22 protein-coding genes are annotated in these 21,296 nt (G+C 61.8%); 10 read left to right on the forward strand and 12 right to left on the reverse strand.

Annotated features, from left to right (window positions below; translation table 11 throughout):
* Window positions 1–35: 35 nt before the first annotated feature.
* The 3 genes from FBAL_RS12470 to FBAL_RS12480 form a co-directional block, all read right to left on the reverse strand.
* A complete protein-coding gene (locus FBAL_RS12470; protein WP_013345950.1) occupies window positions 36–575 on the reverse strand; it encodes a hydrolase in 540 nt (179 codons plus the stop codon).
* Between the two features lie 86 nt (window positions 576–661).
* Complete coding sequence (locus FBAL_RS12475; protein ID WP_013345951.1) at window positions 662–904, reverse strand: hypothetical protein; 243 nt, start codon at window positions 902–904, stop codon at window positions 662–664.
* A gap of 113 nt (window positions 905–1,017) precedes the next feature.
* Window positions 1,018–1,467, reverse strand: coding sequence for a hypothetical protein (locus FBAL_RS12480; protein ID WP_013345952.1), 450 nt, complete (start codon window positions 1,465–1,467; stop codon window positions 1,018–1,020).
* Window positions 1,468–1,849: 382 nt separating this feature from the next.
* Between FBAL_RS12480 and FBAL_RS12485 the strand changes: the two genes are divergently transcribed.
* A complete protein-coding gene (locus tag FBAL_RS12485) occupies window positions 1,850–3,241 on the forward strand; it encodes a methyl-accepting chemotaxis protein (protein ID WP_013345954.1) in 1,392 nt (463 codons plus the stop codon).
* A 75-nt stretch (window positions 3,242–3,316) separates the two neighbouring features.
* On the opposite strand, the gene FBAL_RS12490 is transcribed toward FBAL_RS12485, so the two are convergent.
* Together FBAL_RS12490 and FBAL_RS12495 are read right to left on the reverse strand one after the other, a co-directional pair.
* Entirely contained in the window at window positions 3,317–4,156 is an 840-nt protein-coding gene (locus FBAL_RS12490) for a 23S rRNA (adenine(2030)-N(6))-methyltransferase RlmJ (RefSeq protein ID WP_013345955.1), read from the reverse strand.
* Window positions 4,157–4,511: 355 nt separating this feature from the next.
* The gene (locus FBAL_RS12495; protein WP_013345956.1) at window positions 4,512–5,048 is read right to left on the reverse strand and encodes a nuclear transport factor 2 family protein; all 537 of its coding nucleotides are present in this window, start codon (window positions 5,046–5,048) and stop codon (window positions 4,512–4,514) included.
* Between the two features lie 156 nt (window positions 5,049–5,204).
* Here FBAL_RS12495 and FBAL_RS12500 point away from each other — a divergent pair, with 156 nt between their 5' ends.
* Window positions 5,205–6,116, forward strand: a complete 912-nt coding sequence (locus tag FBAL_RS12500) for a LysR family transcriptional regulator (RefSeq protein WP_013345957.1) — start codon at window positions 5,205–5,207, stop codon at window positions 6,114–6,116.
* Here the strand turns inward: FBAL_RS12500 and nhaA are convergent.
* A complete protein-coding gene (gene nhaA / locus FBAL_RS12505; RefSeq protein ID WP_013345958.1) occupies window positions 6,113–7,300 on the reverse strand; it encodes a Na+/H+ antiporter NhaA in 1,188 nt (395 codons plus the stop codon). The genes FBAL_RS12500 and nhaA overlap by 4 nt on opposite strands.
* Before the next feature lie 275 nt (window positions 7,301–7,575).
* Between nhaA and FBAL_RS12510 the strand changes: the two genes are divergently transcribed.
* Complete coding sequence (locus tag FBAL_RS12510) at window positions 7,576–8,436, forward strand: delta-class carbonic anhydrase (RefSeq protein WP_013345959.1); 861 nt, start codon at window positions 7,576–7,578, stop codon at window positions 8,434–8,436.
* Window positions 8,437–8,520: 84 nt separating this feature from the next.
* Here the strand turns inward: FBAL_RS12510 and efpL are convergent, their stop codons facing one another.
* The 5 genes from efpL to FBAL_RS12525 form a co-directional block, all read right to left on the reverse strand.
* Window positions 8,521–9,096, reverse strand: a complete 576-nt coding sequence (gene efpL / locus FBAL_RS12515; RefSeq protein WP_013345960.1) for an elongation factor P-like protein EfpL — start codon at window positions 9,094–9,096, stop codon at window positions 8,521–8,523.
* Window positions 9,097–9,288: 192 nt separating this feature from the next.
* Window positions 9,289–9,414, reverse strand: coding sequence for a hypothetical protein (locus FBAL_RS20725; protein ID WP_013345961.1), 126 nt, complete (start codon window positions 9,412–9,414; stop codon window positions 9,289–9,291).
* Window positions 9,415–9,527: 113 nt separating this feature from the next.
* Window positions 9,528–9,659: a hypothetical protein gene (locus FBAL_RS20730; protein ID WP_013345962.1), complete on the reverse strand. Its 132-nt coding sequence runs from the start codon at window positions 9,657–9,659 to the stop codon at window positions 9,528–9,530.
* Between the two features lie 332 nt (window positions 9,660–9,991).
* Entirely contained in the window at window positions 9,992–10,330 is a 339-nt protein-coding gene (locus FBAL_RS12520; protein WP_013345963.1) for a cupin domain-containing protein, read from the reverse strand.
* Window positions 10,327–11,349, reverse strand: coding sequence for an AraC family transcriptional regulator (locus tag FBAL_RS12525; RefSeq protein ID WP_013345964.1), 1,023 nt, complete (start codon window positions 11,347–11,349; stop codon window positions 10,327–10,329). The genes FBAL_RS12520 and FBAL_RS12525 overlap by 4 nt, the downstream gene beginning before the upstream one ends.
* Before the next feature lie 214 nt (window positions 11,350–11,563).
* Between FBAL_RS12525 and FBAL_RS12530 the strand changes: the two genes are divergently transcribed.
* The 4 genes from FBAL_RS12530 (at window position 11,564) to FBAL_RS12545 (ending at window position 17,185) form a co-directional block, all read left to right on the forward strand.
* Window positions 11,564–13,153, forward strand: a complete 1,590-nt coding sequence (locus tag FBAL_RS12530) for an FAD-binding oxidoreductase (RefSeq protein ID WP_013345965.1) — start codon at window positions 11,564–11,566, stop codon at window positions 13,151–13,153.
* On the forward strand, window positions 13,141–14,628 hold the full coding sequence (locus FBAL_RS12535) for a glycerol-3-phosphate dehydrogenase/oxidase (RefSeq protein ID WP_013345966.1): 1,488 nt from the start codon (window positions 13,141–13,143) through the stop codon (window positions 14,626–14,628). Before FBAL_RS12530 ends, FBAL_RS12535 begins: the two co-directional genes overlap by 13 nt.
* Before the next feature lie 4 nt (window positions 14,629–14,632).
* Complete coding sequence (locus FBAL_RS12540; protein WP_013345967.1) at window positions 14,633–16,183, forward strand: FGGY-family carbohydrate kinase; 1,551 nt, start codon at window positions 14,633–14,635, stop codon at window positions 16,181–16,183.
* Window positions 16,184–16,246: 63 nt separating this feature from the next.
* The gene (locus FBAL_RS12545) at window positions 16,247–17,185 is read left to right on the forward strand and encodes a phospholipase A (RefSeq protein WP_013345968.1); all 939 of its coding nucleotides are present in this window, start codon (window positions 16,247–16,249) and stop codon (window positions 17,183–17,185) included.
* On the opposite strand, the gene FBAL_RS12550 is transcribed toward FBAL_RS12545, so the two are convergent.
* Window positions 17,169–17,723 (reverse strand): lipocalin family protein, encoded by a 555-nt coding sequence (locus tag FBAL_RS12550; protein ID WP_245544353.1) that lies wholly within the window; start codon window positions 17,721–17,723, stop codon window positions 17,169–17,171. The two genes, FBAL_RS12545 and FBAL_RS12550, sit on opposite strands and share 17 nt — an antisense overlap.
* 147 nt (window positions 17,724–17,870) lie before the next feature.
* On the opposite strand from FBAL_RS12550, the gene FBAL_RS12555 reads away from it, so the two are divergent.
* From FBAL_RS12555 to FBAL_RS12565, 3 genes are all read left to right on the forward strand, one after another.
* The gene (locus FBAL_RS12555) at window positions 17,871–18,773 is read left to right on the forward strand and encodes a M61 family metallopeptidase (RefSeq protein ID WP_013345970.1); all 903 of its coding nucleotides are present in this window, start codon (window positions 17,871–17,873) and stop codon (window positions 18,771–18,773) included.
* Between the two features lie 111 nt (window positions 18,774–18,884).
* Window positions 18,885–20,384 (forward strand): DEAD/DEAH box helicase, encoded by a 1,500-nt coding sequence (locus tag FBAL_RS12560; protein ID WP_013345971.1) that lies wholly within the window; start codon window positions 18,885–18,887, stop codon window positions 20,382–20,384.
* Between the two features lie 119 nt (window positions 20,385–20,503).
* Window positions 20,504–21,238 (forward strand): SGNH/GDSL hydrolase family protein, encoded by a 735-nt coding sequence (locus tag FBAL_RS12565; RefSeq protein WP_013345972.1) that lies wholly within the window; start codon window positions 20,504–20,506, stop codon window positions 21,236–21,238.
* Window positions 21,239–21,296 lie beyond the last annotated feature (58 nt).

The following is a 21,296-nucleotide window of genomic DNA, read 5'->3' on the forward strand; positions in this document are numbered from 1 at the left end:
GCAAGTTAACAGTTTGTTGCGCCAACAGCCATGGTTCACTTTACCAACTTCAACAGGGTCTTGAATTCTGGGTGATCGCAGCGTCCCATCAACTCAAACAGTGCCATCTCAACCCCGGTTACCTCGGCACCCAGAGCCGCCATTCGTTGCAGCCCCAATTGGTGGTTGGCGGGGGTCCGGGCACTGACGGCATCGGCAACAACCTGCACCTCAAAACCCTGAGCCAGCCACTGTGCGGCCGACTGGTAAACGCAGACGTGGCTCTCTATCCCGCACAGCAGCAGTTGGCGACAGCCAAGACGCTCAATCTCGGCCATCACCTCGGCGCTGGCACCGCAGCCAAAACTGAGCTTGGCGATGGGGCTTTGCTGGCCAAGCAGTTCAGCCAGCTCAGGGACTGTGGGGCCCAGCCCTTCGGGATACTGTTCCACCCAGACAATGGGCAATGAAAGCGCTTGCGCCCCTTTTATCAGGCACTGCAGGCGAGCAATAAGAGCATCACTGTCGTGCATGGCGCGGGCCAGGCGGCCCTGAACGTCCACCAGCACCAGCGCGGTGTGTTTAGCATCGAGCATAACGAAACTCTCCGTGGCATCAGCCTCATCACTGTGCCACGAAGGTCAGGGTCGCAGGATGCGACTTTGGTCAAGCGCGGGGGAGATTAACGCTCAGCGGAATAGTGTTGGGGCGCCAGAGTGCGGGCGGACAGAGAGCTCGATGGTTGTCGCTCGGCGTGGCGCTGACGCTCCGCCCAAATCAGTCCAACCACCAGGGCCAGGCACATCAGAGCCAGGGCGCGGGGTGCGCTGAAGGTGCCCAGGGCAGTACGAAGATAAAACAGCAGTCCGGACGTGGATAACAGCGGCAGCATCGCCCGGCTGAGCCAAATTGCAGTGTGTTTCATGGTTTCGATCTATCGGTCAATCACAAATGCGAGTGATACGCCATTCGACTTTGATCCAGATCAAACCACAGGCGCATCCGACCATCAAGTGATCGGGCGCTTCACATCTCAATTCAGTGAGATTGCGCAGATTCTCGGGTCAATATGCGCTCAATTTGCTGGTGGTAACCGTTCAGTCGGTTGCGATCCGCCTGCAGCTGCTCCCGGCGAACCTCTTCGGACGTCCCCGGCATGTTCTCGATGGTGACCAAGGCATCCTCGAGGGCCTGGGGCAGAGTGTGAAAATCCTCATCCACCTCCTCAAAGGACACCACCACCAGCAGCAGGTCTTTGAGCCGTTGCTCAACCGCAAAGATCGTCGCGTCAGTCGGCTCGCCGATCGCCTTATCATAGGCCGCAAGCAAACGGGCCAGTGCGGAGTCCACGGCCGCGTCGGAGCGCAGCTGCTCACCTTTGTCGTGAGCGCGGTCTCGCCGCAGCACCACAAACACCCACAACAGCACCACCAACGCCAGGGCGCCAGCGCCAATCAAACCGTAAGTGTGCCAGGAAGCGTCGTTCATAGAATTCTCCGGGACGGGTCGGTGTCATCTGGGAGTATAGATGGCATTTCAGGTCAAGGCCTTAGCCCCACTGTCATCAAAACGCCACCGCTCTGTCACCCGCACATCACGTTCCACACTGAAGATGTCTGCACTGCCGGGATTCGAACCTGAGCAGTTGGCAACCGAGTCGCTTGCTTGCATTGACAACCCTTTTGGCCCCATCACCCTGGGGCTTTTTTTGTACCTGAGCGATACCAGGAGCGATCACTCCGCCCCGTTGAACACTTGTTAACCACCCCAACATCGCACTCACATCAACCCGCTTCAGGCACCTTTTTTTTACCCACCATTCACTCCATAATGCCGTCGAAGTCCCCCATCGGAAGGAACCGAGACACCGATGAAAGAAGTCGCATTTCGCTGGATAGACCGGCTGTTGATCCACCTCACGCTGCGGGAGAAGTTCCTGTTGGTGTTCGTTGTTCCCCTGTTGGTTTTGGGTCTTTTGGCACTGGTGCTGGGCTATCAGGCTCACAGCCAGACTCTGGCGCAACTGTACAGCCAGCAGCAATGGCTGGCCCAGACGCTGACTCAGCATCCAGAGCTGGATGCACAAGCCCTGCTGGCCGGTTCCAATTTCCGTCTCGGTGAGGGTCCTCACGCGATGGTACTGACCTCTGGGCAGACCCTGTCCGTGATCAGCGAACCCAGCTGGCTCGACCTCTTCACGCCCATGGTTCTGACCTTTAGCGCCGTTGCCGTGCTGCTGTGCGCCATGGTGTCCTACTACACCATGACCTTTATTGGCGGTGCGATGTTCACCATGAACAAAGCCCTCAACCAGCTGGCAGAGGGCGACCTGACCGCCCGTCTCAACTTCTTCCCGGTGCGGGACGAGTTCAGCCAGATCGCCATCACCATCGATAAGGTGGCAGAGCGGGAACAGAATCTGGTGAAGGAGATGAAACAGGCCGCGGGCCTGATGCAGCAGTTCAGTACCGAGCTGACCGAGATGAGCCGCACCTCCCACAATCTGGCCAATGAGCAGACCCTGCAGATGGACAGCCTGGTCAGCGCCTCGGAGGAGATGGAGTACTCCATCCGTGAAGTGGCCAGCCACGCCCTGACCTCGTCACAGAACACTCAGGCCGCCGCCGAAGCCACCCAAGCCGGACAGGGGCAGTTGGCGCAAACCCAACAAAGCCTCGACACCCTACAGGGCGAGGTGACAGAGGCGGCTCAGGCGGTGACGCTGCTGGAACAGAACATCACCCAGATCAATCAGGTGCTGACCAGCATCAACGCCATCTCCGAGCAAACCAACCTGCTGGCGCTGAACGCCGCCATTGAAGCGGCTCGTGCCGGTGAGCAGGGACGCGGCTTTGCCGTGGTGGCCGATGAGGTGCGGACCCTGGCAGGCCGGACCCAGGACGCCACTGTGGCAATTCAGGGCATGATGGACACCCTGCAAAGTGGCCGTACCCAGCTGGTCAGTGTGATGGAGCGTACCGTCGATAACGCCGCCCAAAGCGGAGAGTTAATGGGACTGGTGGCGGAGCAGATCCGTCAAATCAGCGAACGCAATCAGGACCTGGCGCTGCGCAGTACTGAGATCGCCACCGCCGCCGAGCAGCAAAGCAGTGTGGCCACCACGCTGGTCACCAACATCGACCAGATCCGCCAGCACGGCAATGCCATTGGTGAGCAGATCCAACAGGCAGTCAGCCAGATTGCCGAGCTGACCCGGCAGGCGGAACAGCTTGATGCGCTGGTACATCACCTGAAAAGCTGACCCGGGTCAGCGGACGTCAGTCACAACAAAAAAGGGCGCCATAACGGCGCCCTTTTTGCGTGGCTGAGCCCCGGCTTATTCGCCGACCAGCCACTCCAGAGTGAAACCGGCCTGCGGAGACTGGCCCAGTTTTTCCGTCAGGTACGGCAACAGTTCGGCCATCTGCTGCTCCAGCTTCCAGGGCGGGTTAATGACGATCATGCCGGAACCGGTCATACCGCGCTCGACGTTGTCCTGCTTCACCCGCAGCTCAATCTTCAGGATCTTACGGATGCCGGAGGCTTTAAGGCGACGCTCAACAAACTCAATGTCCTGACGGAACACCACCGGGTACCACAGCGCGTAGGTGCCGGTGGCCCAGCGCTTCGCCCCTTCCTGTACCCCGGCCACCAGGTCGCGGTACTCATCTTTCAGTTCGTAGGGCGGGTCAATCAACACCATGCCCCGACGCTCTTTCGGCGGCAGGTTGGCTTTCAGGCACTGGTAACCGTCTTCGCGCGCAATGCGCACCTGACGGTCACCTTCAAACTCCTGTGCCAGACGCGGATAGTCACTGGGGTGCAGTTCCGTCAGCATCATGCGGTCCTGGGGGCGGATCAAAGCCGACGCCAGCAGCGGGCTGCCCGGGTAGTAGCGCAGGTTGCCATTGGGGTTCAGTGCCTTGACGGCTCTCAGGTAAGGGTGCAGCAACTGCGGGCAATCCTCGCCCCACAGGCGGCCGATGCCATCCACGTACTCACCGGTCTTCTCGGCGTGGTCGTCCTTCAGATCGTAACGACCGGCACCGGAGTGGGTGTCATGGTAAACAAAGGCTTTGTCCTTGCCTTTAAGCGCTTCCAGGATCAGGGACTGGACGCAGTGCTTCAATACGTCAGCATGGTTGCCGGCGTGGTAACTGTGGCGATAGGAAAGCATGGGGGAATCACTTCAACTCGTTGCAAGAGGGCCATTATCGCCGAAGCGAGCTCAACGCGCCGAACTTTTTGCCGGGGAGCCGGATTTTTACCAGAAAAAAGTGATCGGCTTACCCCACGCTCCCGTTAACCGATTGTCCTGGCGACGAAAGGATCGCTTCTCCTGCCAACGCCAGGCTCCTTGATATCACACCCATTCGCCGCCTCCTCCGGGCGGCTTTTTTTTGCCTGGGCCAAACCATTAGCCCCATTGCCCCGTAGGCATTGAGGGGCCGGGTTGTTGCGCACAACTCTCTCCGGTGTGCGTCAGCCGCACGGAGGTGGCCTGCCCGGCCCCACCTTTTTAGCAACCGAACTCAGCGTTGGATGTAGTGGTAGCTGTCGTCACTGCGGTCGCGCTGGCCACGGTATTTGTCGCTGAAGCTCTCCGCCCAGATGGCGCTGGCCGGCTGGTTTTGGTTCCAGTCAAACACGGTCGAGCGATGCAGGATCCGCCACTCTCCCGCCCGGCGCTGGAAGCGGAAATGGTGTCGCCCACCCAGGATCCCTTCCCGGTCGACGCCCTCCTCCTCATGGACGTGATACGCCCACACATAGCACTCCGCACGGGCCTCATCCCCATCCACCTCGATCAGTGGATTGCTGATGCGGTGCTGGGTGGCCTTAAGGGCTTTGAAACCCGCCATGGCCGGGTCAACAAAGTCATGGGCATTACCGTTGTAGTAGAACAGCTCAGGGAAAATGGGGTCCTGGTGCTCCTCTACCGCGTCTGGCCAGTAAGTCGACTTCATCAACTCGCCATCAACCCGGTCCAGGGCACGGGCAAATTTGTACATCAATTCGGTCAGTGCCTGCTTATCCAGTAAAACTTGCAGTTGTTGTTCCAGTGTCATGGTGTTCGCCTCACATCAGTCAAAAGGGTGCTTCGCCAGCGGGCCAGCTTTCAGAACTGGCCGCCGGTGACCTGATGACGTCACGATAGAGCACTCAGTTTTTGAATAGAACCATGGTAAATTGAATTCCATCTATTCACTTTTGTTGGAGATGTAATGGATCAGCTCGGCGCGATGCGCGTCTTTGTCCGGGTGGTGCAATCCGGCAGCTTCTCAGCGGCGGCCCGTGAACTGCTTACCAGCCAGGCTTCGGTCAGCAAGAAGGTGGCAACGCTGGAAGCGGAGCTGGGTGTGAAGTTACTGCGCCGAACCAGCCGCGATCACGCATTAACTCCGGAAGGGGCAGACTACTACCACCATTGCGTCAACTGGCTGGCAGAGCTGGATGAAGTAGAGGGGCGGATCCGCGCACAGGGGGTCCAGCCAAAGGGAAACTTGCGCATCACCGCACCCTACCCCTTTGCCCGCCAGATATTGGCGCCGGTGATGACCGAGTTTCTTGAGCGTTATCCGGATATCCAGCTGGATTTTCTGGTCAGCGATCGGCGCTCCGACCTCCAGGCCGAAGGCATCGACATCGCAATACGTGCCGGCCACCTGGAGGATTCCTCACTGATCGTGCGCCATCTGTTCGACAATCCGATGTTACTGGTGGCGTCACCCGATTACCTGTCCCGTCAGGGTGTGCCTGAGACACCCGACGCGTTAAGCCAACACCAGTGCATCGTCTATTCTCCGGTCCGGGCCGTGCACAGCTGGCGCTTCCAATACCAGGGCAACACGATTGTGGTGCCGGTTCGTGGACCGTTTCAAAGTGACAGCGGTGACATGAACCTGGAAGCCGCGATCGCCGGCATGGGCATCACCGAACTGCCGGTCTGGATGGTGGAGCAAGCCTTGTCTGACGGGCGTTTGGTGCAGGTTCTCGCCAGCTATCAGGCCGACAATGTGCCCTTTAACGCGCTCTATCCCCAGAGCCGACACGTGCCATTAAAGGTCCGGTGCTTTATCGACTTTCTGAAAGAGAAACTGGCTCAGCACCCGCATATTTCCCCGAATTCCGGCTAGGGTTCAGGCGGCGTTTTGCGCTGTTCGGGCAGGGTCTTGCTAAGCAGCACGTATCCAGCCACCGCCGCCAGCCCGGAGCCAATCAGGATGCCCAACCGGGCCAGGTCACCGTAGTTCAGCATGCCCGGGTCAAACGACAGGGAGGCCACAAACATCGCCATGGTAAAGCCAATGCCACAGAGCAGTGATACCCCCAGCAGGTGAACCCAGCCCAAGCCTTCCGGCAGGCGGGCAAGCCGCACCATCACCGCAATAATGCTGAACAGCATGATGCCGAGGGGTTTGCCGAGAAGCAGGCCCAGAGCAATCCCCATCGGCAGCGGAGAGGTCAGGTCGGCCAGCCCCAGCCCCTCTAGGCTGACGCCGGCATTGGCAAACGCGAATACCGGCAGGATCAGAAACGCGCTCCATGGGTGTAACCGGTGCTCCAGAGTTTCACTGGGACAGTAACCGCTCTCGTCCCGATCCAACGGCAGGGTAAAGGCCAACACCACACCGGCGAGCGTAGCGTGTACCCCGGACTTCAGCACCGCCACCCACAGAACCACCCCGATCAACAGGTAGGGCGCCAGCTTGCGCACACCGGCGCGGTTGAGCGTCACCAACCCCAGCGTGGCCACTGCAGCAACAGTGAGACTGAGCATCGACAAGCTGTCGCTGTAGAACAGCGCGATGATCAGGATCACCAGCAAATCATCGATGATCGCCAACGCCAGCAGAAACACTTTGAGCGCCGCCGGCACCCGGCTGCCAAGCAAAGCCAGAACCCCCAGAGCAAAGGCAATATCCGTAGCCGCCGGGATGGCCCAACCCACCCGACCCAGCTCATCCTGGTGATTAAAAGCGAGGAAGATCAACGCCGGCACCAGCAAGCCGCCAATGGCGGCAAAGGTGGGCAAAGCGGCCTTGCTGGGGCTGGATAAGGCGCCCTGCAACAGTTCACGCTTCACCTCGAGGCCAATCAAGGTGAAGAACATCGCCATCAGGCCATCGTTGATCCACAACAACATCGGCTTATCGATGTCCAGCGGACCGAAGCGCACCCGCACCGGCGTATTCAGAAACGCGTGATAGGCACCGTCGAGCGGCGAGTTGGCCAGCACCATAGCGATAACCACCACCACCATCAGTACGATGCCGCCGGACGATTCCTGTGAGAAAAAATCCTGGAATGACTGCTTCATAACATCCCCCAGATAAGGCATAGCACAGCGCAAAAAGAACAGGAGGTTAGCAAGGGCGTGCGAGCGCGCTCAGGGACGATGCCTTCGGGCGATGACAGCGGGCCACCACGCCCTCAGTCACGGTGCTGACGTAAGCCATGCGTATCCCCAACACGCGATTACGGCGGCACGGATGGGAACCGCCAGATAACTCTGGCAAGGTGTCCCGACCCACCGCACGCCAAAGTAACACCGGCATTGGTGACAGCGGCGGTGAAGGAGAAAGGAGACACAGAATGAAGCAAGGACAGAGTTGGCCACTTCCGCTATTCAGCCTGCTGCTGGTGTTCGCCGGGGGGCTGGCCGACGCCGGCCAGAGCGAGGTTACCGACGCGCAGATCGCCAGTCAGCGGGCTGCACTGCAGGCCAATACGGCTATGAAGGGTTTCGGGCCACAGTCGCCCCGAAATATTGATGCAGCAACGGGGCTGAACCGTGCCCGGTTTTCCCCCGCCCCACCCTATCAGCAGATGAATTTGTGCAATATCCACTTCCACAGTGGTGCTGAACATTCGGGGGGCGAGTTCACCCAATACGCTGGCAACGGCGATGGCAAAGGCCATCACAGCGGATACCTGTACTCAGGCAAGTTGAACGCGGCCGAGCGTCGTCCTATCGCACAGTCAGTATGCTCAGGCAAACAGGGCGCCCTGCAGTCCGGTGACACCATTGAGGTGCACTTTGTCCACACCACCGCTGCGGTGCAACCGGGCCCAACCCTTGGCGCCTGCCTCAGCGACGCCAACAACAACCCTCAATTGAGGGTGGAGGCTCAGGTCTACGTGCTGGTTAACGACGCCGATGCCCTCGACTTTGGCCATCTGGCTCAGGTTCAACAGGTCGGCGATTACTATCAGGCGGTGAACCTGCCGGACAACCTCGGTAAACCGGTGGCCTACGCCGGTTCCACCACCGGGCCCGGTTTCAATGAGCAGGGCTCCCCTTTCCAGGTGAGCTGGCGCGTCTACCCCGAGGTCGCTAAGGTCGACGTGCGCAGCTTGGGGCGCTGGTGCCAGGCTAACCGCTTTAATGAAGACCACGGTCATGGCGTGCGAAACCTGGTCATCAATCCGGCGCTGCTCGCTCCAATCCACTGACCAACGACCAAGCTGCCGCTAATCGGCACAAAAAAGCCCGGCACTGGCCGGGCTTTTTCGCGACAGCGTCGCACTTATTGGTCGTTACTTGCTGTCGGCACGACTAATAAACTTACGCTCTTCAACATGCACCTTAATCTTTTCACCGGTGGCAATGTACTCCGGTACCTGCACGGTTACGCCGCTGGAGAGTACCGCAGGCTTGGTGCGGGAGGTGGCGGAGGCGCCTTTGATGGACGGGTCGGTCTCAACCACAACCAGCTCAACGGTGGTCGGCATATCGATACCAACAGGGGTGTCATTAACGATAACCACCTGCATCCCCTCGGTGGATTCGTCCAGGAAGGGGATCTGGTCTTCGATGGAGGAACGGTTCAGGTGATAGCTGGAGTAGTCCTCAGAATCCATGAAGACATATTCATCACCGTCGATGTAGGACAGGGTAACAGGAGAACGACGCAGATCACCCAAGTCGAGCATGTCGCTGTCTTTAAAGGTTTCGTCAATCTTCTGGCCGGTCACCACTTCATACATACGCATCCGGTAAAGGCTTCCGCCAGCACGTCCCTGCGGTACAGAACGCTCGATATCGCGAACCACGTAAGTTTTACCATTGAAGACAATGGCGGTGTTCTTTTTGATTTCACTGGCCTTCGGCATGATCACTCAATCTCAGTTAACGCTACAGCAGGCAAACTACCACTTACGGGATTTTAGACAAGCTTTTGTGGGCGTAAACCACGCCGAATGCGCGCTTGTGCGCCCATTCCGGGGAGAGAGGTAGAGGGTAGGAAGAAAAGAGGAACGAGAAAAACAAAAAGGGCGTGGTCAATGCCACGCCCCCGGGGAGGCTTATTCGTCGCCGTGACGCTGGTTGTCGGCCATCCGCTCTGCCAGTTTATCAATGGTACGGTCCACCACCGGACGCACCACTGGCACCATCAATGCCGACACCACCAGACACACTGTTGTTACCATATCGCCTCCCACTGCTGTGCGAAAAGTCTACGACTTTAGTCTAAAGCGTAGCCTCGCTGCAGAGAGGCCGCTCACAATACTTCCACTTGTGCCTGGATGGGTTCTGGCCCGTTTCAGTCGTCGATTTTGTGACTGAACTTGCGCTCCAGGTAATCGATGAAAAACGCCCAAATCAAACTCAACACAGGTCGAAAGAGCACCACCAGCACGGCCGCCAAGGCCAGGATCAGGCCGGTTTCTAACATGAAGACTCCTTCGGAGAATACCGGCACGAATCCGGTTCAGAGCAAAAAGTGGGGGCATCATAGCAGTGAGGAGGGCGGTTAAAAAGGCCGCAAAATGGCGGAGGTAGACCAATACCACGGGGTTTGCCAGCGGATTGGAACCAGAACAGTCACTTGGCTAAGACAATTTTTTTATAAAAAAATTACCCACCAAATTGACACCGCTGTCAGATCCGACCAGACTCAAACTTAACATTGCGTTCACCGGGACCACACCCTCCCGACCGGAACTGGCAATGCTCCCAATAAGGCCGGACCCCCACACTCCGGCCTTGTCTTATCTGAATCCCGGCTCAGGTGCGCAGATGCAGGGCCAGCCACAGGCTAGGCTGGTTCGGGTCGGTCCAGACCACCCGGTGGCGACAGTGGGCCGGAAGCAGCAGCCAATCCCCCGCCGCCAGCTGTCGGGGTTGAGACTCTCCCTCAATCTGTAACTGTGCCGCCCCCTCAATCAACACCACAAACTCGTCTTCGGCCTGATCGCACCATTGCCCTTGAGGCGTCACCTGGCCGTGACTGAGGATCCGCTCTATCCGCGCATTGGGCGTCTGCACTAAGCCATCAAACCACTCAGAGTCGCTCTGCCCCAACCCGGGCAGCCCCGCCCTCAGATTGCCACTGACGACACTCATGCCTGCACCCGCCGAGCCTGACGGTAGGCGCCCGGCCCCTGTCCGGTCCACTGCTTAAAACGGCGTTGGAACGAGCGCACGTCACTGAATCCCAATCTGAGTGCCAGCTCTGCGACCGGTTGTTCGGTCTCCTCCAGTGCCCGCTGGGCCAGGCTCAATCGAACACGATCCAGCTCAGTCTGGTATTGGGTCTGACACTGGGCCAGGCGGCGTTGCAGGGTCTTTTCGCTAAGCCCCAAGGCATCGGCAATCTGATCCCGACGCACCGGCCCACGCTGTAATGCGGCTTCAATCTGAACCCGCACCCGCATCGGCAGGTCGTCCTGTTGTTCCAACGCCTGCAAACGCCGCTTGGCATGCTGCTCCAGTACCGGCAACAGCTGTGGGTCGGGCCGCACCACCGGTTGCGATAACAGCGAAGCGGGGATGCCGATGGCGTCCTGTTCCGCACCGAATTGCACCGGTGCGCCGAACCATTGCTGATGGGCACGTCCCCCGTCCGCCGGCACCGCACGACGCAAACTGACCCAACTCGGGCTGGCCCCGGGCTGGCCCAACAGCGCTCGGGCAAAACCGGTCCAGCTGGCCAGCACGTTATCCACCATCTGCGGCACCACCTGCGGGTGAGAGTACTGGCAGTGCCAACGCAACACCGCCTCTTTGGGCCCGAACCGCCAGTCGGAGCGGCCCATATCCCCCACCAGCTTTTCGTAAGGCATGGCGCGCTCCAGCGCCTGGCCGAGGTTATCGCTGTTCATAGCGATGTAGCCCAATACCGAGTAGGAGCCCGGCTGAACATGCTGCGCCGACTGCAGCCCAAAGGTGTCCTCCTGGCTGACCCGGGCCAAGGCCAGCAAGAACTGCTGAAACTGCTCGCCGCCCAACCGCGCCTCGGGCTGCGCCAATAAAGCCGGGTCTATCCCGGCCTGGTCTAACAGTGGGGCAGGATCCACCCCATGCTGCCGGGCCCAGTCAAGGTACTGCAGTAACGCCGGCATGGCACAACTACCCAGCGTCATGATGGCCACCTCCCGGCTGTGCTGTTTGCTTCATTCTGTCACTCCGTGACAACCGCCTGATGGGCACCAAGTTACCGATTCAGTCGACTCAGTCCAAGAGGTGAAGCCATGCCACTGTCTGAAAAATCCACCCAAGCTGTCCTTATCCACCGCTGCACTTCCCGTGTGCGGACGTTACCCTCTATCTTTAGAAAAACGATTCAGGGACAACGAGATGGAAAGACGATGGAACGGATGGGGCCGAACGGATATCGCCCCGACACTGCCCGAGGCCGCCAGCACCATGCTGGCAGAACGATTGGGCCCGGGCGTGCCGTTGGGGGAGGTCAGCCTTGAGGAGGCGATAAGCCTGGTGCCCCCTTCCCGTCTGTCGGAGTCTGAGCTTTGGTCCACCTCGCCGGAGCTGCGCCTGCGCCATGCCCGTGGCCAGAGTCTGCCGGACTGGCTGGCCCTGAAATCCGGAAAAATGGGCCACTACCCCGATGCCGTCGCCCTGCCCGACAACGACGATCAATTGCGCGCCCTGCTCGACCTGGCCCGTGAGGACAATCTGGTGGTGATCCCCTACGGTGGCGGCACCAGCGTGGCAGGCCACATCAATGTGCCCGACTCGGACCGACCGGTGATCACGCTGTCGCTGGCGCGGATGAACCGACTGCTCGCCCTCGACCCCATCAGCCAACTGGCCACCTTTGGGGCAGGCGTATCCGGGCCCGATCTGGAAGCCGCCCTGAACGCTCAGAACTTTACCCTGGGTCACTTCCCACAATCGTTTGAACTCTCCACCCTTGGTGGCTGGGTCGCCAGCCGTTCCAGTGGCCAGCAATCCCTGACCTATGGCCGCATCGAGCAACTGTTTGCTGGCGCGGTGCTGCACACCCTGAACGAGCGCTGGGTGCTGCCCACCGTACCCGCCTCTGCAGCCGGCCCGGACTGGCGCGAGGCGGTGCTGGGCAGCGAAGGTCGGCTTGGGGTGCTGTCTCAGGTGACGGTACGGATCCGCCCTCTGCCGGAAAAAGAGCGTTTCTACACCAGTGTCCTCAAGGATTATGACCAGGCGGTCGAGGCGGTACGCAGCCTGATCCAGGCGGGCCTGCCGGCGGGGATGCTGCGCCTGAGCCACCCGGAGGAGACCCGCACCCAGCTGGCGCTGGCCCTGTCCGGCTCAAAGAAACAGTGGCTCGACCGCTACCTGGCCCTGCGCGGCGCCGAACAACCGGCCATGCTGGTGTGGGAAGGGGGCGAGCAGCACCGGGCCATCCGCCGCCACCTCAACCGCTATGGCGCGGTGATGCACAGCCAGACACTGGGTCAGCACTGGCAGCGCAAACGCTTCGCCGCCCCCTATCTGCGCGAGGCCCTGTGGCAAAAAGGCTACTGCGTCGACACCCTGGAAACCGCCACCGACTGGGCCAACATTGAGTCGCTGCGGCTCGCCATTGAGCACACCCTGCGCCACGCTCTGGCCAGCGAAGACCAGCCGGTACTGGTGTTTACCCACATCAGCCATGTCTATCGCCAGGGCGCCAGCCTCTACACCACCTACCTGTTCCCCTGTGGCCAGGATTTTGACCACAGCCTGTTGCGCTGGCGCCGACTCAAGCACGCCACCTCCGCCGTCATCGTTGAGCATGGTGGCACCATCAGTCACCAGCATGGGGTGGGCCGGGACCACGCCCCCTACCTCAACACCGAGAAGGGTCCGGTGGCCCAGGCGGCGCTGCGCCAACTGCTGACCCACTTTGATCCCAAGGCTCAACTCAATCCCGGCGCCCTGTTGGAGGAGGATGAATGCGGAGTCTGACCGACGCGGTCTGCCAAACCCGGGCCCAGCTGGAAGCCGGCGCCGACTGGGACATTATCGTGATTGGGGCAGGCATCACCGGGGCGGGCATTGCCCGCGTCGCGGCCCAACGGGGCTATCGCACCCTGCTGCTGGACCGTGGCGATCTGGCCGGTGGCACCTCTAATTTCAGCTCCAAGATGGTGCACGGTGGCCTGCGCTACCTCGGCCAGGGCCACTTCCGCCTGACCCGACAGGCCGCCCGCGCCCGCGAACGACTGCGCCAGCGCTGGCCCGACATCATCACCCCCCTGCCCTACTACCTGATGCACCACCGGGGCCGTGGCCCCGGCCCGCTGGCGATGCGACTGGTGCTGTGGATCTACTACCGGATCTCCGGGGCCAAACCCTTCCACCGACCGCGCTGGCTCACTCCCGAGCAGCTGGCTGCGCGTCTTCCGGGCCTGAACCTGGCGGACAACCTCGGGGCCAATCACTACTTTGATGCGGTGTGCGATGACAGCCACCTGGTGCTGCGAACCCTGGAGGAAGCGGTGGCGCAAGGGGCCGACCTCAGCCACTACACCGAGGTGACGGCGTTGCGCCGCAACGAACAGGGGCAGATTAACGGCGTCGACATCGCCTGCGGCGAACGCCGCTGCCAACTGACTGCTCCGATGGTGATCAACGCCACCGGGGTATGGGCCGATGGCCTGACCCCGCTGCCGGAGGGGCTGATGATGCGCCCGCTGCGCGGCTCACACCTGGTGTTTGATCAGCGTGACCTGCCCCTCACCGCGTCACTGACCCTGTTTCACCCCCGGGATAAACGGGTGGTGTTCTGCTACCCCTGGGCTGGCACCAGCGTGCTCGGCACCACCGACCTTGACCACCTGGCCGATAAGAACGCGCCGGCCCGGTGCAGCGCCGAAGAGCGGGAATACCTGCTGGAACTGCTGCCACTGCTGGGGCTAAACCACACCCCACCGATCCTCAGCAGTTGGTCGGGCCTGCGCCCCATTGTGACGCCACAGCCCAAAGCGGGGGAGAAACAGGCGCCCTCCGACGCCAGCCGCGAACACCTGATCTGGGATGAGCCGGGACTGGTCAACGTCACCGGCGGCAAACTCACCACCTTTGTTGAGATGGCCGAAGAGGTGATGGCCAGCGCCGAATCCCAGGGCCGCCTGCCTGAGCCTCAGCCACAACCGGACATCATCCTGACTCAGCGCCCCCACCTGGATGGCAGCGCCATCGGCAACAGCCTGACCCCGCGCCACGAGCTGGTGCACTGGGCCCGCCACGGCGCCATCCACCAACTGTCCGACCTGCTGCTGCGCCGCACCCGCTTAGGCTGGGTGCTGGGCGAGGGGCTGCGGGCCTATCAGGACGAGATCCAGCAGCTGTGCCAGCCCGCCCTGCCCTGGGACGATTCGCGCTGGCAGCAGGAGTGGCAGCATTATTGGCACCACTTCCAGCAGTATCATCAGGAGTAACACGTTGGCTGATTTGATCCTTGCCATCGACAATGGCACCCAAAGCCTGCGCGCGCTGCTGTTCGATGTCCGGGGCCAGCTGGTGGGCAAAAGCCAGCTCGCCTTTGACCCGCCCTACCACAGCCCCGAACCCGGTGCCGCCGAACAAGCCGTCAGTCGCTACTGGGACGCGTTGGTGCAGTGCTGCCAGTCGCTGTGGCAACAGGGCCATGACCCCGCCCGGGTGGCGGGCCTGAGCCTGACTTGTCAGCGCACCTCGGTGGTGGCACTGGATGCCGACCACCAACCCCTCGGCCCCGCCATCCTCTGGCTCGACCAACGCCGCGCCACCGAACTGCCGACGCTGCCCCAGCCCTGGCGTACCCTGTTGGCGCTGCCCAAGGTTGGTCCGCTGCTTACCAAAGTGCGGCAGCGGGCACCGGCCAACCGGCTGGCTCAGCTGCATCCTGAACGATGGCAGCAGTGCCGCAAGTTGGTGTCCCTGTCCGCCTACCTGACCCACCGCCTGACCGGCCAGTTGGCGGACAGCACCGCCGCCCAGGTGGGCTACCTGCCGTTCGATTACCGTAAACACCGCTGGCACTCTCCCCGCAACTGGCGTTGGCGTGCCCTGGGCGTCCGGCCGGAGCAGATGGCCCAGTTGCAGGCCCCCGGCGAGACGCTGGGCCAGCTGACCGACAGCGCCGCCAACGCGCTGGGGCTGGCTCCGGACCTGCCACTGTTTGCCGCCGGCGGCGACAAAACCTGCGAAGTGCTGGGCAGCGGCGGCCACCAGAGCGGCATCGCCAGCCTCAGCTTTGGCACCACCGCCACCGTCAATCTGCCGTCTCGGCGCTATCGTGAAGTGGTGCCACTGATGCCCGCTTATCCCGCCTGCGAGCCGGGGCTGTACCTGAACGAGAAGATGCTGTTCCGCGGCTTCTGGATGGTGTCCTGGTTTAAAGAGCAGTTTGGCCATCTGGAGAAACTGCTGGCGCGGGAGAGCGGTGAACCGGTGGAAGCGCTGTTTGACCCGCTGGTCAGCGCCGTGCCGCCGGGGGCCATGGGGCTGATGTTGCAACCCTACTGGGGCGCCGACCTGTCCAGTCCGGAAGCCAAGGGCTGTGTGATCGGTTTCGGCGATGTCCACACCCGGGCCCACCTCTACCGCGCCATTCTCGAAGGGCTGGCGTTTGGCCTGAAAGAGGGGCTGGACCAGATTGAACGCGCCACCGGCGCGCGCTCAACCCGGCTGCGCATCTCCGGTGGCGGCGCCCAATCCGATGCCGCCATGCAGCTGACCGCCGACCTGTTTGGCCTGCCCGCCGAACGGGTGCATACCATTGAAACCTCGGGACTGGGCGCGGCCATCTGTGCCGCCGTGGGATTGGGCTGGCACCCGGATTTTGCTGCCGCACAGGGGGCGATGGTGCACACCGGGCAACGGTTCGAGCCCAACCCGGAGCACCACCACCTCTACCAGCAGTTGTATCAACAGGTGTACCTCAAGCTGTACCCGCAACTGGCGCCGCTTTACCAGGCTATCCGCACCATCACCGGCTATCCGAAAGGGTAGCGCCTTTACTCTGTCACAGCGGGCTGGCAGAGTGAGCACTTCGATGGACTGGGATGGATTTCAATGAGCGCAATCAGTTGGTTAGTGCTGGCCGCCGCGGCCAGCAACCCCTGCCTTGAAGAGCAACTGCGAAGTGGCCACGGCGACACCACACTGGAGGAGCTGCGCGCCCTGTGCCAACTGGAGAGTGACCCAACCACCAGCTCCGCCGAAGAGCGGATCGAATCCGAGATCAGTACCAGTGATGAGCGCTTTGCGCTCAATGCCCACTACAACAACTACATCCTGCCCGCCAGCTACAACCGCACCCCGAATGAGGACGGCTGGCGCTACCACCCGGAGTCGATGGACAACTGGGAGGTGAAGTTCCAGCTCAGTGTGAAGGTGCCGGTGACCCCCTCCTGGTTTGGCGGCAAGGGGCGGGTGTTTGTGGCCTACACCAACCAAAGCTGGTGGCAGGCTTACAACAAGGACGCCTCCTCGCCGTTCCGGGAAACCAACCATATGCCGGAGATCATCTACTTCCACCGTCCTGGCTGGGAGTGGGGAGGCTGGCAAGTGGACTCCCTCAGTCTCGCCTTTAACCACCAGTCCAACGGCCAGTCCGGCAGCCAATCCCGCAGCTGGAACCGGCTGATTGGTGGCATGGCGGTCAGTAAGGGCGACTGGGCACTCGGCGCCCAGACCTGGTACCGGCTTAAAGAGGACCCGAAAGCCTACCCCGACGACCCGCGTGGCGACGATAACCCGGACATCACCGATTACATGGGTTACAGCGAGTTTCTGGTGGTGCACAAGCGCGAACAGCGCAATCTCAGTCTGCGGGTACGGGGCAACTTCAACACCGGCAAGGGTGGCATGGAAGCGGGCTGGAGCTTTCCCATCTGGGCCAAGCTGAGAGGGTTTGTGCAGGTGTATTACGGCTATGGCGAAAGCCTGATCGACTACAACGTCAAAAGCGAACGGGTCAGCCTTGGGTTTGAATTTACTCCCTGGCTGTAAGTGGAGGCATCAGCCACTCGAGCTGGTCCATCGCGAAGCCCAGCTGTTCCGCCACCGCCAGCGGCGCTTCCAGTCGCGCCTGCGGCAGACTGGGCTCCCGTGCCAGTAACCACAGGTACTGGTGGTCATCCCCGGCCACCAGTGCCAGGTCGTAATCGTCGCTGAGCCACAGCACGTTATAGGCGCCGTAGAAGGGGCCAAAGAACGACACCTTCAGCTTGGCCGCGTCAGGGTCGAGCCGGTAGGCCTTACCCTCAGCCTCCTCCCAGTCGCGGGTGCGGGTGTTAAACCCCCGGTTGATCACCTTAACGCCGCCATCGTCCCGCATGCTGTATTGGGCGGTGACGTTGACCAGGTCGGTCTCAAACCGGTTCGGCAGCCGGGCCAGCTCGTGCCAGGTGCCGAGATACCGCTCCAAGTCAAACGGGGAGACCGCTTCGCCGCCATGCGGCGTGCCACTGCAGCCCGCCAGCACCAGCGCTGCCGCCACCAGCACGCCCCGAAATCCCTGCGTTGCCACCAGCATTAACCTTTGCATTACCCCTACCATTCTCGGACTTCCTGTTGTTTGAGCCTCAGCCGCATTAAACGTCAGCACGGCACCGGAAGATCACCGACGGTAGTCGCCGCGCAAACCCCCGAAGCCTTTGCCACACTGACAGCATATCCTTTAAGGACGACCCGGATGAAGGCTTCTGTACTGGCACTCCTGATGTTGCCATTGGGGCTGAACGCCTCCCCCCTCGCCATTGAGTTTCGTGGCGACCTCAGCGCCAGTGAACAGGACAAACTCCGGCACTGGCTGGAACAAAGCGCCGATACCCTGAGCCTGGTCAGCGGCCGCTTTCCCCTCGAGCAGGCCCGCATTACCGTCACCCCCACCCAGCGCGGTTACGGCCCGGTACCCTGGGCACGGGTGATCCGCAGTCAACCGGAGGGGATCCATTTTTACGTGGACCCCAGCTACCCGGCCCGCGCCTTCCACAACGACTGGACCGCCCTGCACGAATTCAGCCACCTGTTGATCCCCTACCCCGGTGACGACGACATCTGGTTCAGTGAAGGGCTCGCCAGCTACTACCAGAACCTGCTCAGGGGACGGGCTGGCGTGGTGTCGGTCGAGCAGGCCCTGCTCGACCTCGATGCCGGATTCCAGCGGGGTGAGCGCGACGCCAACCGCAAGGGTCGCAGCCTGCGCCAGCTGAGCCCGGCGATGTGGCGCACCGGCAGCTACATGCGGGTGTACTGGAGTGGCGCGGCGTACTTTATGCGGGTGGATATGGCGCTTCGCGAGCAACACAACGTCAGCCTCGATACCGTGCTGGCCCGATTTATTGAGTGCTGCCGCCAGCAGCGCCGGAGCTGGACAGCCCGGTCCCTCATCGCGACCTTTGACCAACTGGCCGACACCACGTTGTTCGCCGACCACTACCGCCAGGTGATTGATGACACCGCCTTTCCCGAACTGGCATCGGTGTACCAAAACCTGGGGCTGGAGCGGCGCAATGGTCGACTGAAATTCAATCCGGCCGAGGAGTTTGACCAGCGTCGCCAGTCACTGTTTCGTGCTCCAACCTCCAGCCCGTGAACATTTCGGCTGTCGTAGCGGCGCTTTTGGGCTATCCTACGCGCCTTTCGCCCTTCGCCCCCGCTTCCCCGGGGTGTCGCTGGGCCTCCCCACCCACAAGAGTCGAAGTCTATGCCTTTTGCTTCCCTGGGCTTGTCCCCGGAACTGGCCCGTGCCGTTGCCGACAAAGGTTACCGTGAACCCTCCCCCATCCAGGCTCAGGCGATCCCCGCCATCCTGGCTGGCAAGGATGTGATGGCCGCCGCCCAAACCGGTACCGGTAAAACCGCCGGGTTCACCCTGCCGATGCTGCAAAACCTCAGCCGCGGCACCCGCGCCCGCAGCAACCGCGTGCGCGCCCTGGTACTGACCCCGACCCGTGAGCTGGCAGCCCAGGTGGCCGAGTCCGTACAGACTTACGGCCAAAACCTGCCGCTGCGCTCCGTCGTGGTGTTTGGCGGCGTCAGCATCAACCCGCAGATGCAGGCCCTGCGTCGTGGCGCCGATGTGCTGGTGGCCACCCCAGGCCGCCTGCTGGACCTGTTCAGCCAGAACGCCGTCAAGTTCGAAGACCTCGAGCTGCTGGTACTGGATGAAGCCGACCGCATGCTCGACATGGGCTTTATCCGCGACATCCGCAAAATTCTGGCCCTGCTGCCCAAGCGTCGTCAGAACCTGCTGTTCTCCGCAACCTTCTCCGGCGAGATCCGTGAACTGGCCCGTGGCCTGCTGAACCAGCCGGTGGAAGTGGACGTCAGCCCGCGCAACAGCACCGCCCGCACCGTGGTACAGCGTCTGCACCCGGTAGACAAAGGCCGCAAGCCGGCGCTGATCTCCAAGCTGATCCGCGAGCACAACTGGCACCAGGTGCTGATCTTCACCCGCACCAAGCACGGCGCCAACCGCCTGGCTCAGAAGCTGGAGCGCGATGGCATTCAGGCCGCTGCCATCCACGGCAACAAGAGTCAGGGTGCCCGTACCCGTGCACTGGCCGGCTTTAAAGACGGCACCGTGCAGGCGCTGGTGGCCACCGACATCGCCGCCCGCGGTCTCGACATCCATCAGCTGCCTCAAGTCGTGAACTTCGACCTGCCGCAAGTGGCGGAAGACTACGTGCACCGCATTGGCCGTACCGGCCGTGCCGGCGCCGAAGGCCAGGCCATCTCTCTGGTGTGTGCGGAAGAGTTCAAACTGCTGCAGGCCATCGAAAAGCTGATTCAGAAGCCGATTGAACGGGTTGAGCTGGCTGGCTTTGAGCCGCAGGAACCGCTGCCGGTACCGCGCCAACACGGCAATCAACCCAAGCGCACTGACGCCGCTGCCGCGCCTAAGCGCGATAACCGCAGCAAGCCGCGCAAAGAGGGTGATAAGCCGGCTGGCAACGACGAGCAGCCCCGCAGCCGTCGTCGTCCCCAGGGTGGCAAACCCGGTGGCAACGGCAAACCCGGTAACAAGCCGGGCGGCAACGGCAAACCCGGTAACAAGCCGGGCGGCAACGGTAAGCCCGGCAACAAACCGGCCGATGGCAAATCCCGCGCTCCCCGCAAACCGGGTGAGCAAAGCGAGGGCCAACGAGCCCGACGCCGTCGTCCCAGCCGCCAGGGTGCAGCCCGAAGCGGTGACAAAAACTGATAAAAACGCCAGGCACTGCCTGGCGTTTTTATCGTCTTGTTTTTGTAAGTACAGGTTGGCATGCTGGGTTCGCCAAACACACAGCGCCGGATCGCGCTTGAGCCAAATGGGAGGGCAATGTGTTGGACCCGTGGACGCTGGCGCTGTCGCCAGTGCTGTTTGTGCAGGGCAAATGGGTAAGGCTGCGCACCCCAAAGCTGCCGGAAGCGCCCGGTCCCCGCAGCGGTGAGCAGGGCCAGGGCCCGCCGTTGTCGCTGATGATCATCGGTGACTCAGCCGCGGCTGGCGTTGGCATTGAGCATCAGCATCGTGCCCTCACCGGGAAACTGGCCGAACAACTGCAGTCACACTGCCGACTCAGCTGGCAACTGCACGCCCGCAGTGGCCTCAATACCGGACAAGCCCTCCACCTTATCGACGCCATCAATGCAGAAGCCATCGACGTGGTGCTGGTGTCGCTGGGCGTCAACGACGCCCTCTCCCCGGTATCCCGCCAGCGTTGGCTCAACCAGACCGCCGCCCTGACCCACACCCTGCGCCGGCGCTTTCAGCCCAGCCTGATCCTGCTGACCGCGCTGCCCCCGCTGGGTGCCTTTCCCGGCCTGCCCTGGCCCCTGAGCGCCCACCTTGGCCATCGTGCCAACCGCTTTAACCGGGCCCTCAGCCAATGGGCAGCCCCCCAGCAGGATATCGGGATCCTCGACCTCACCACCGGCGCCACGCTGTTGACCGAACACCTGGCACCGGACCGCTTTCACCCCGGCGAACCGGTGCATCAGCACTGGGCGGAGTTGGCCACAGCACACATCCGACCGTTGGTGCCCAGCCCCGCCCCGGACCAAACCGCGCCGTAACACCATTGTGCCGCCCGGCCGCCACACCGCCCGTCGGTGCTCGCCGTCGATGAACCAA

Source organism: Ferrimonas balearica DSM 9799 (assembly GCF_000148645.1).
Lineage (GTDB): Bacteria > Pseudomonadota > Gammaproteobacteria > Enterobacterales > Shewanellaceae > Ferrimonas > Ferrimonas balearica.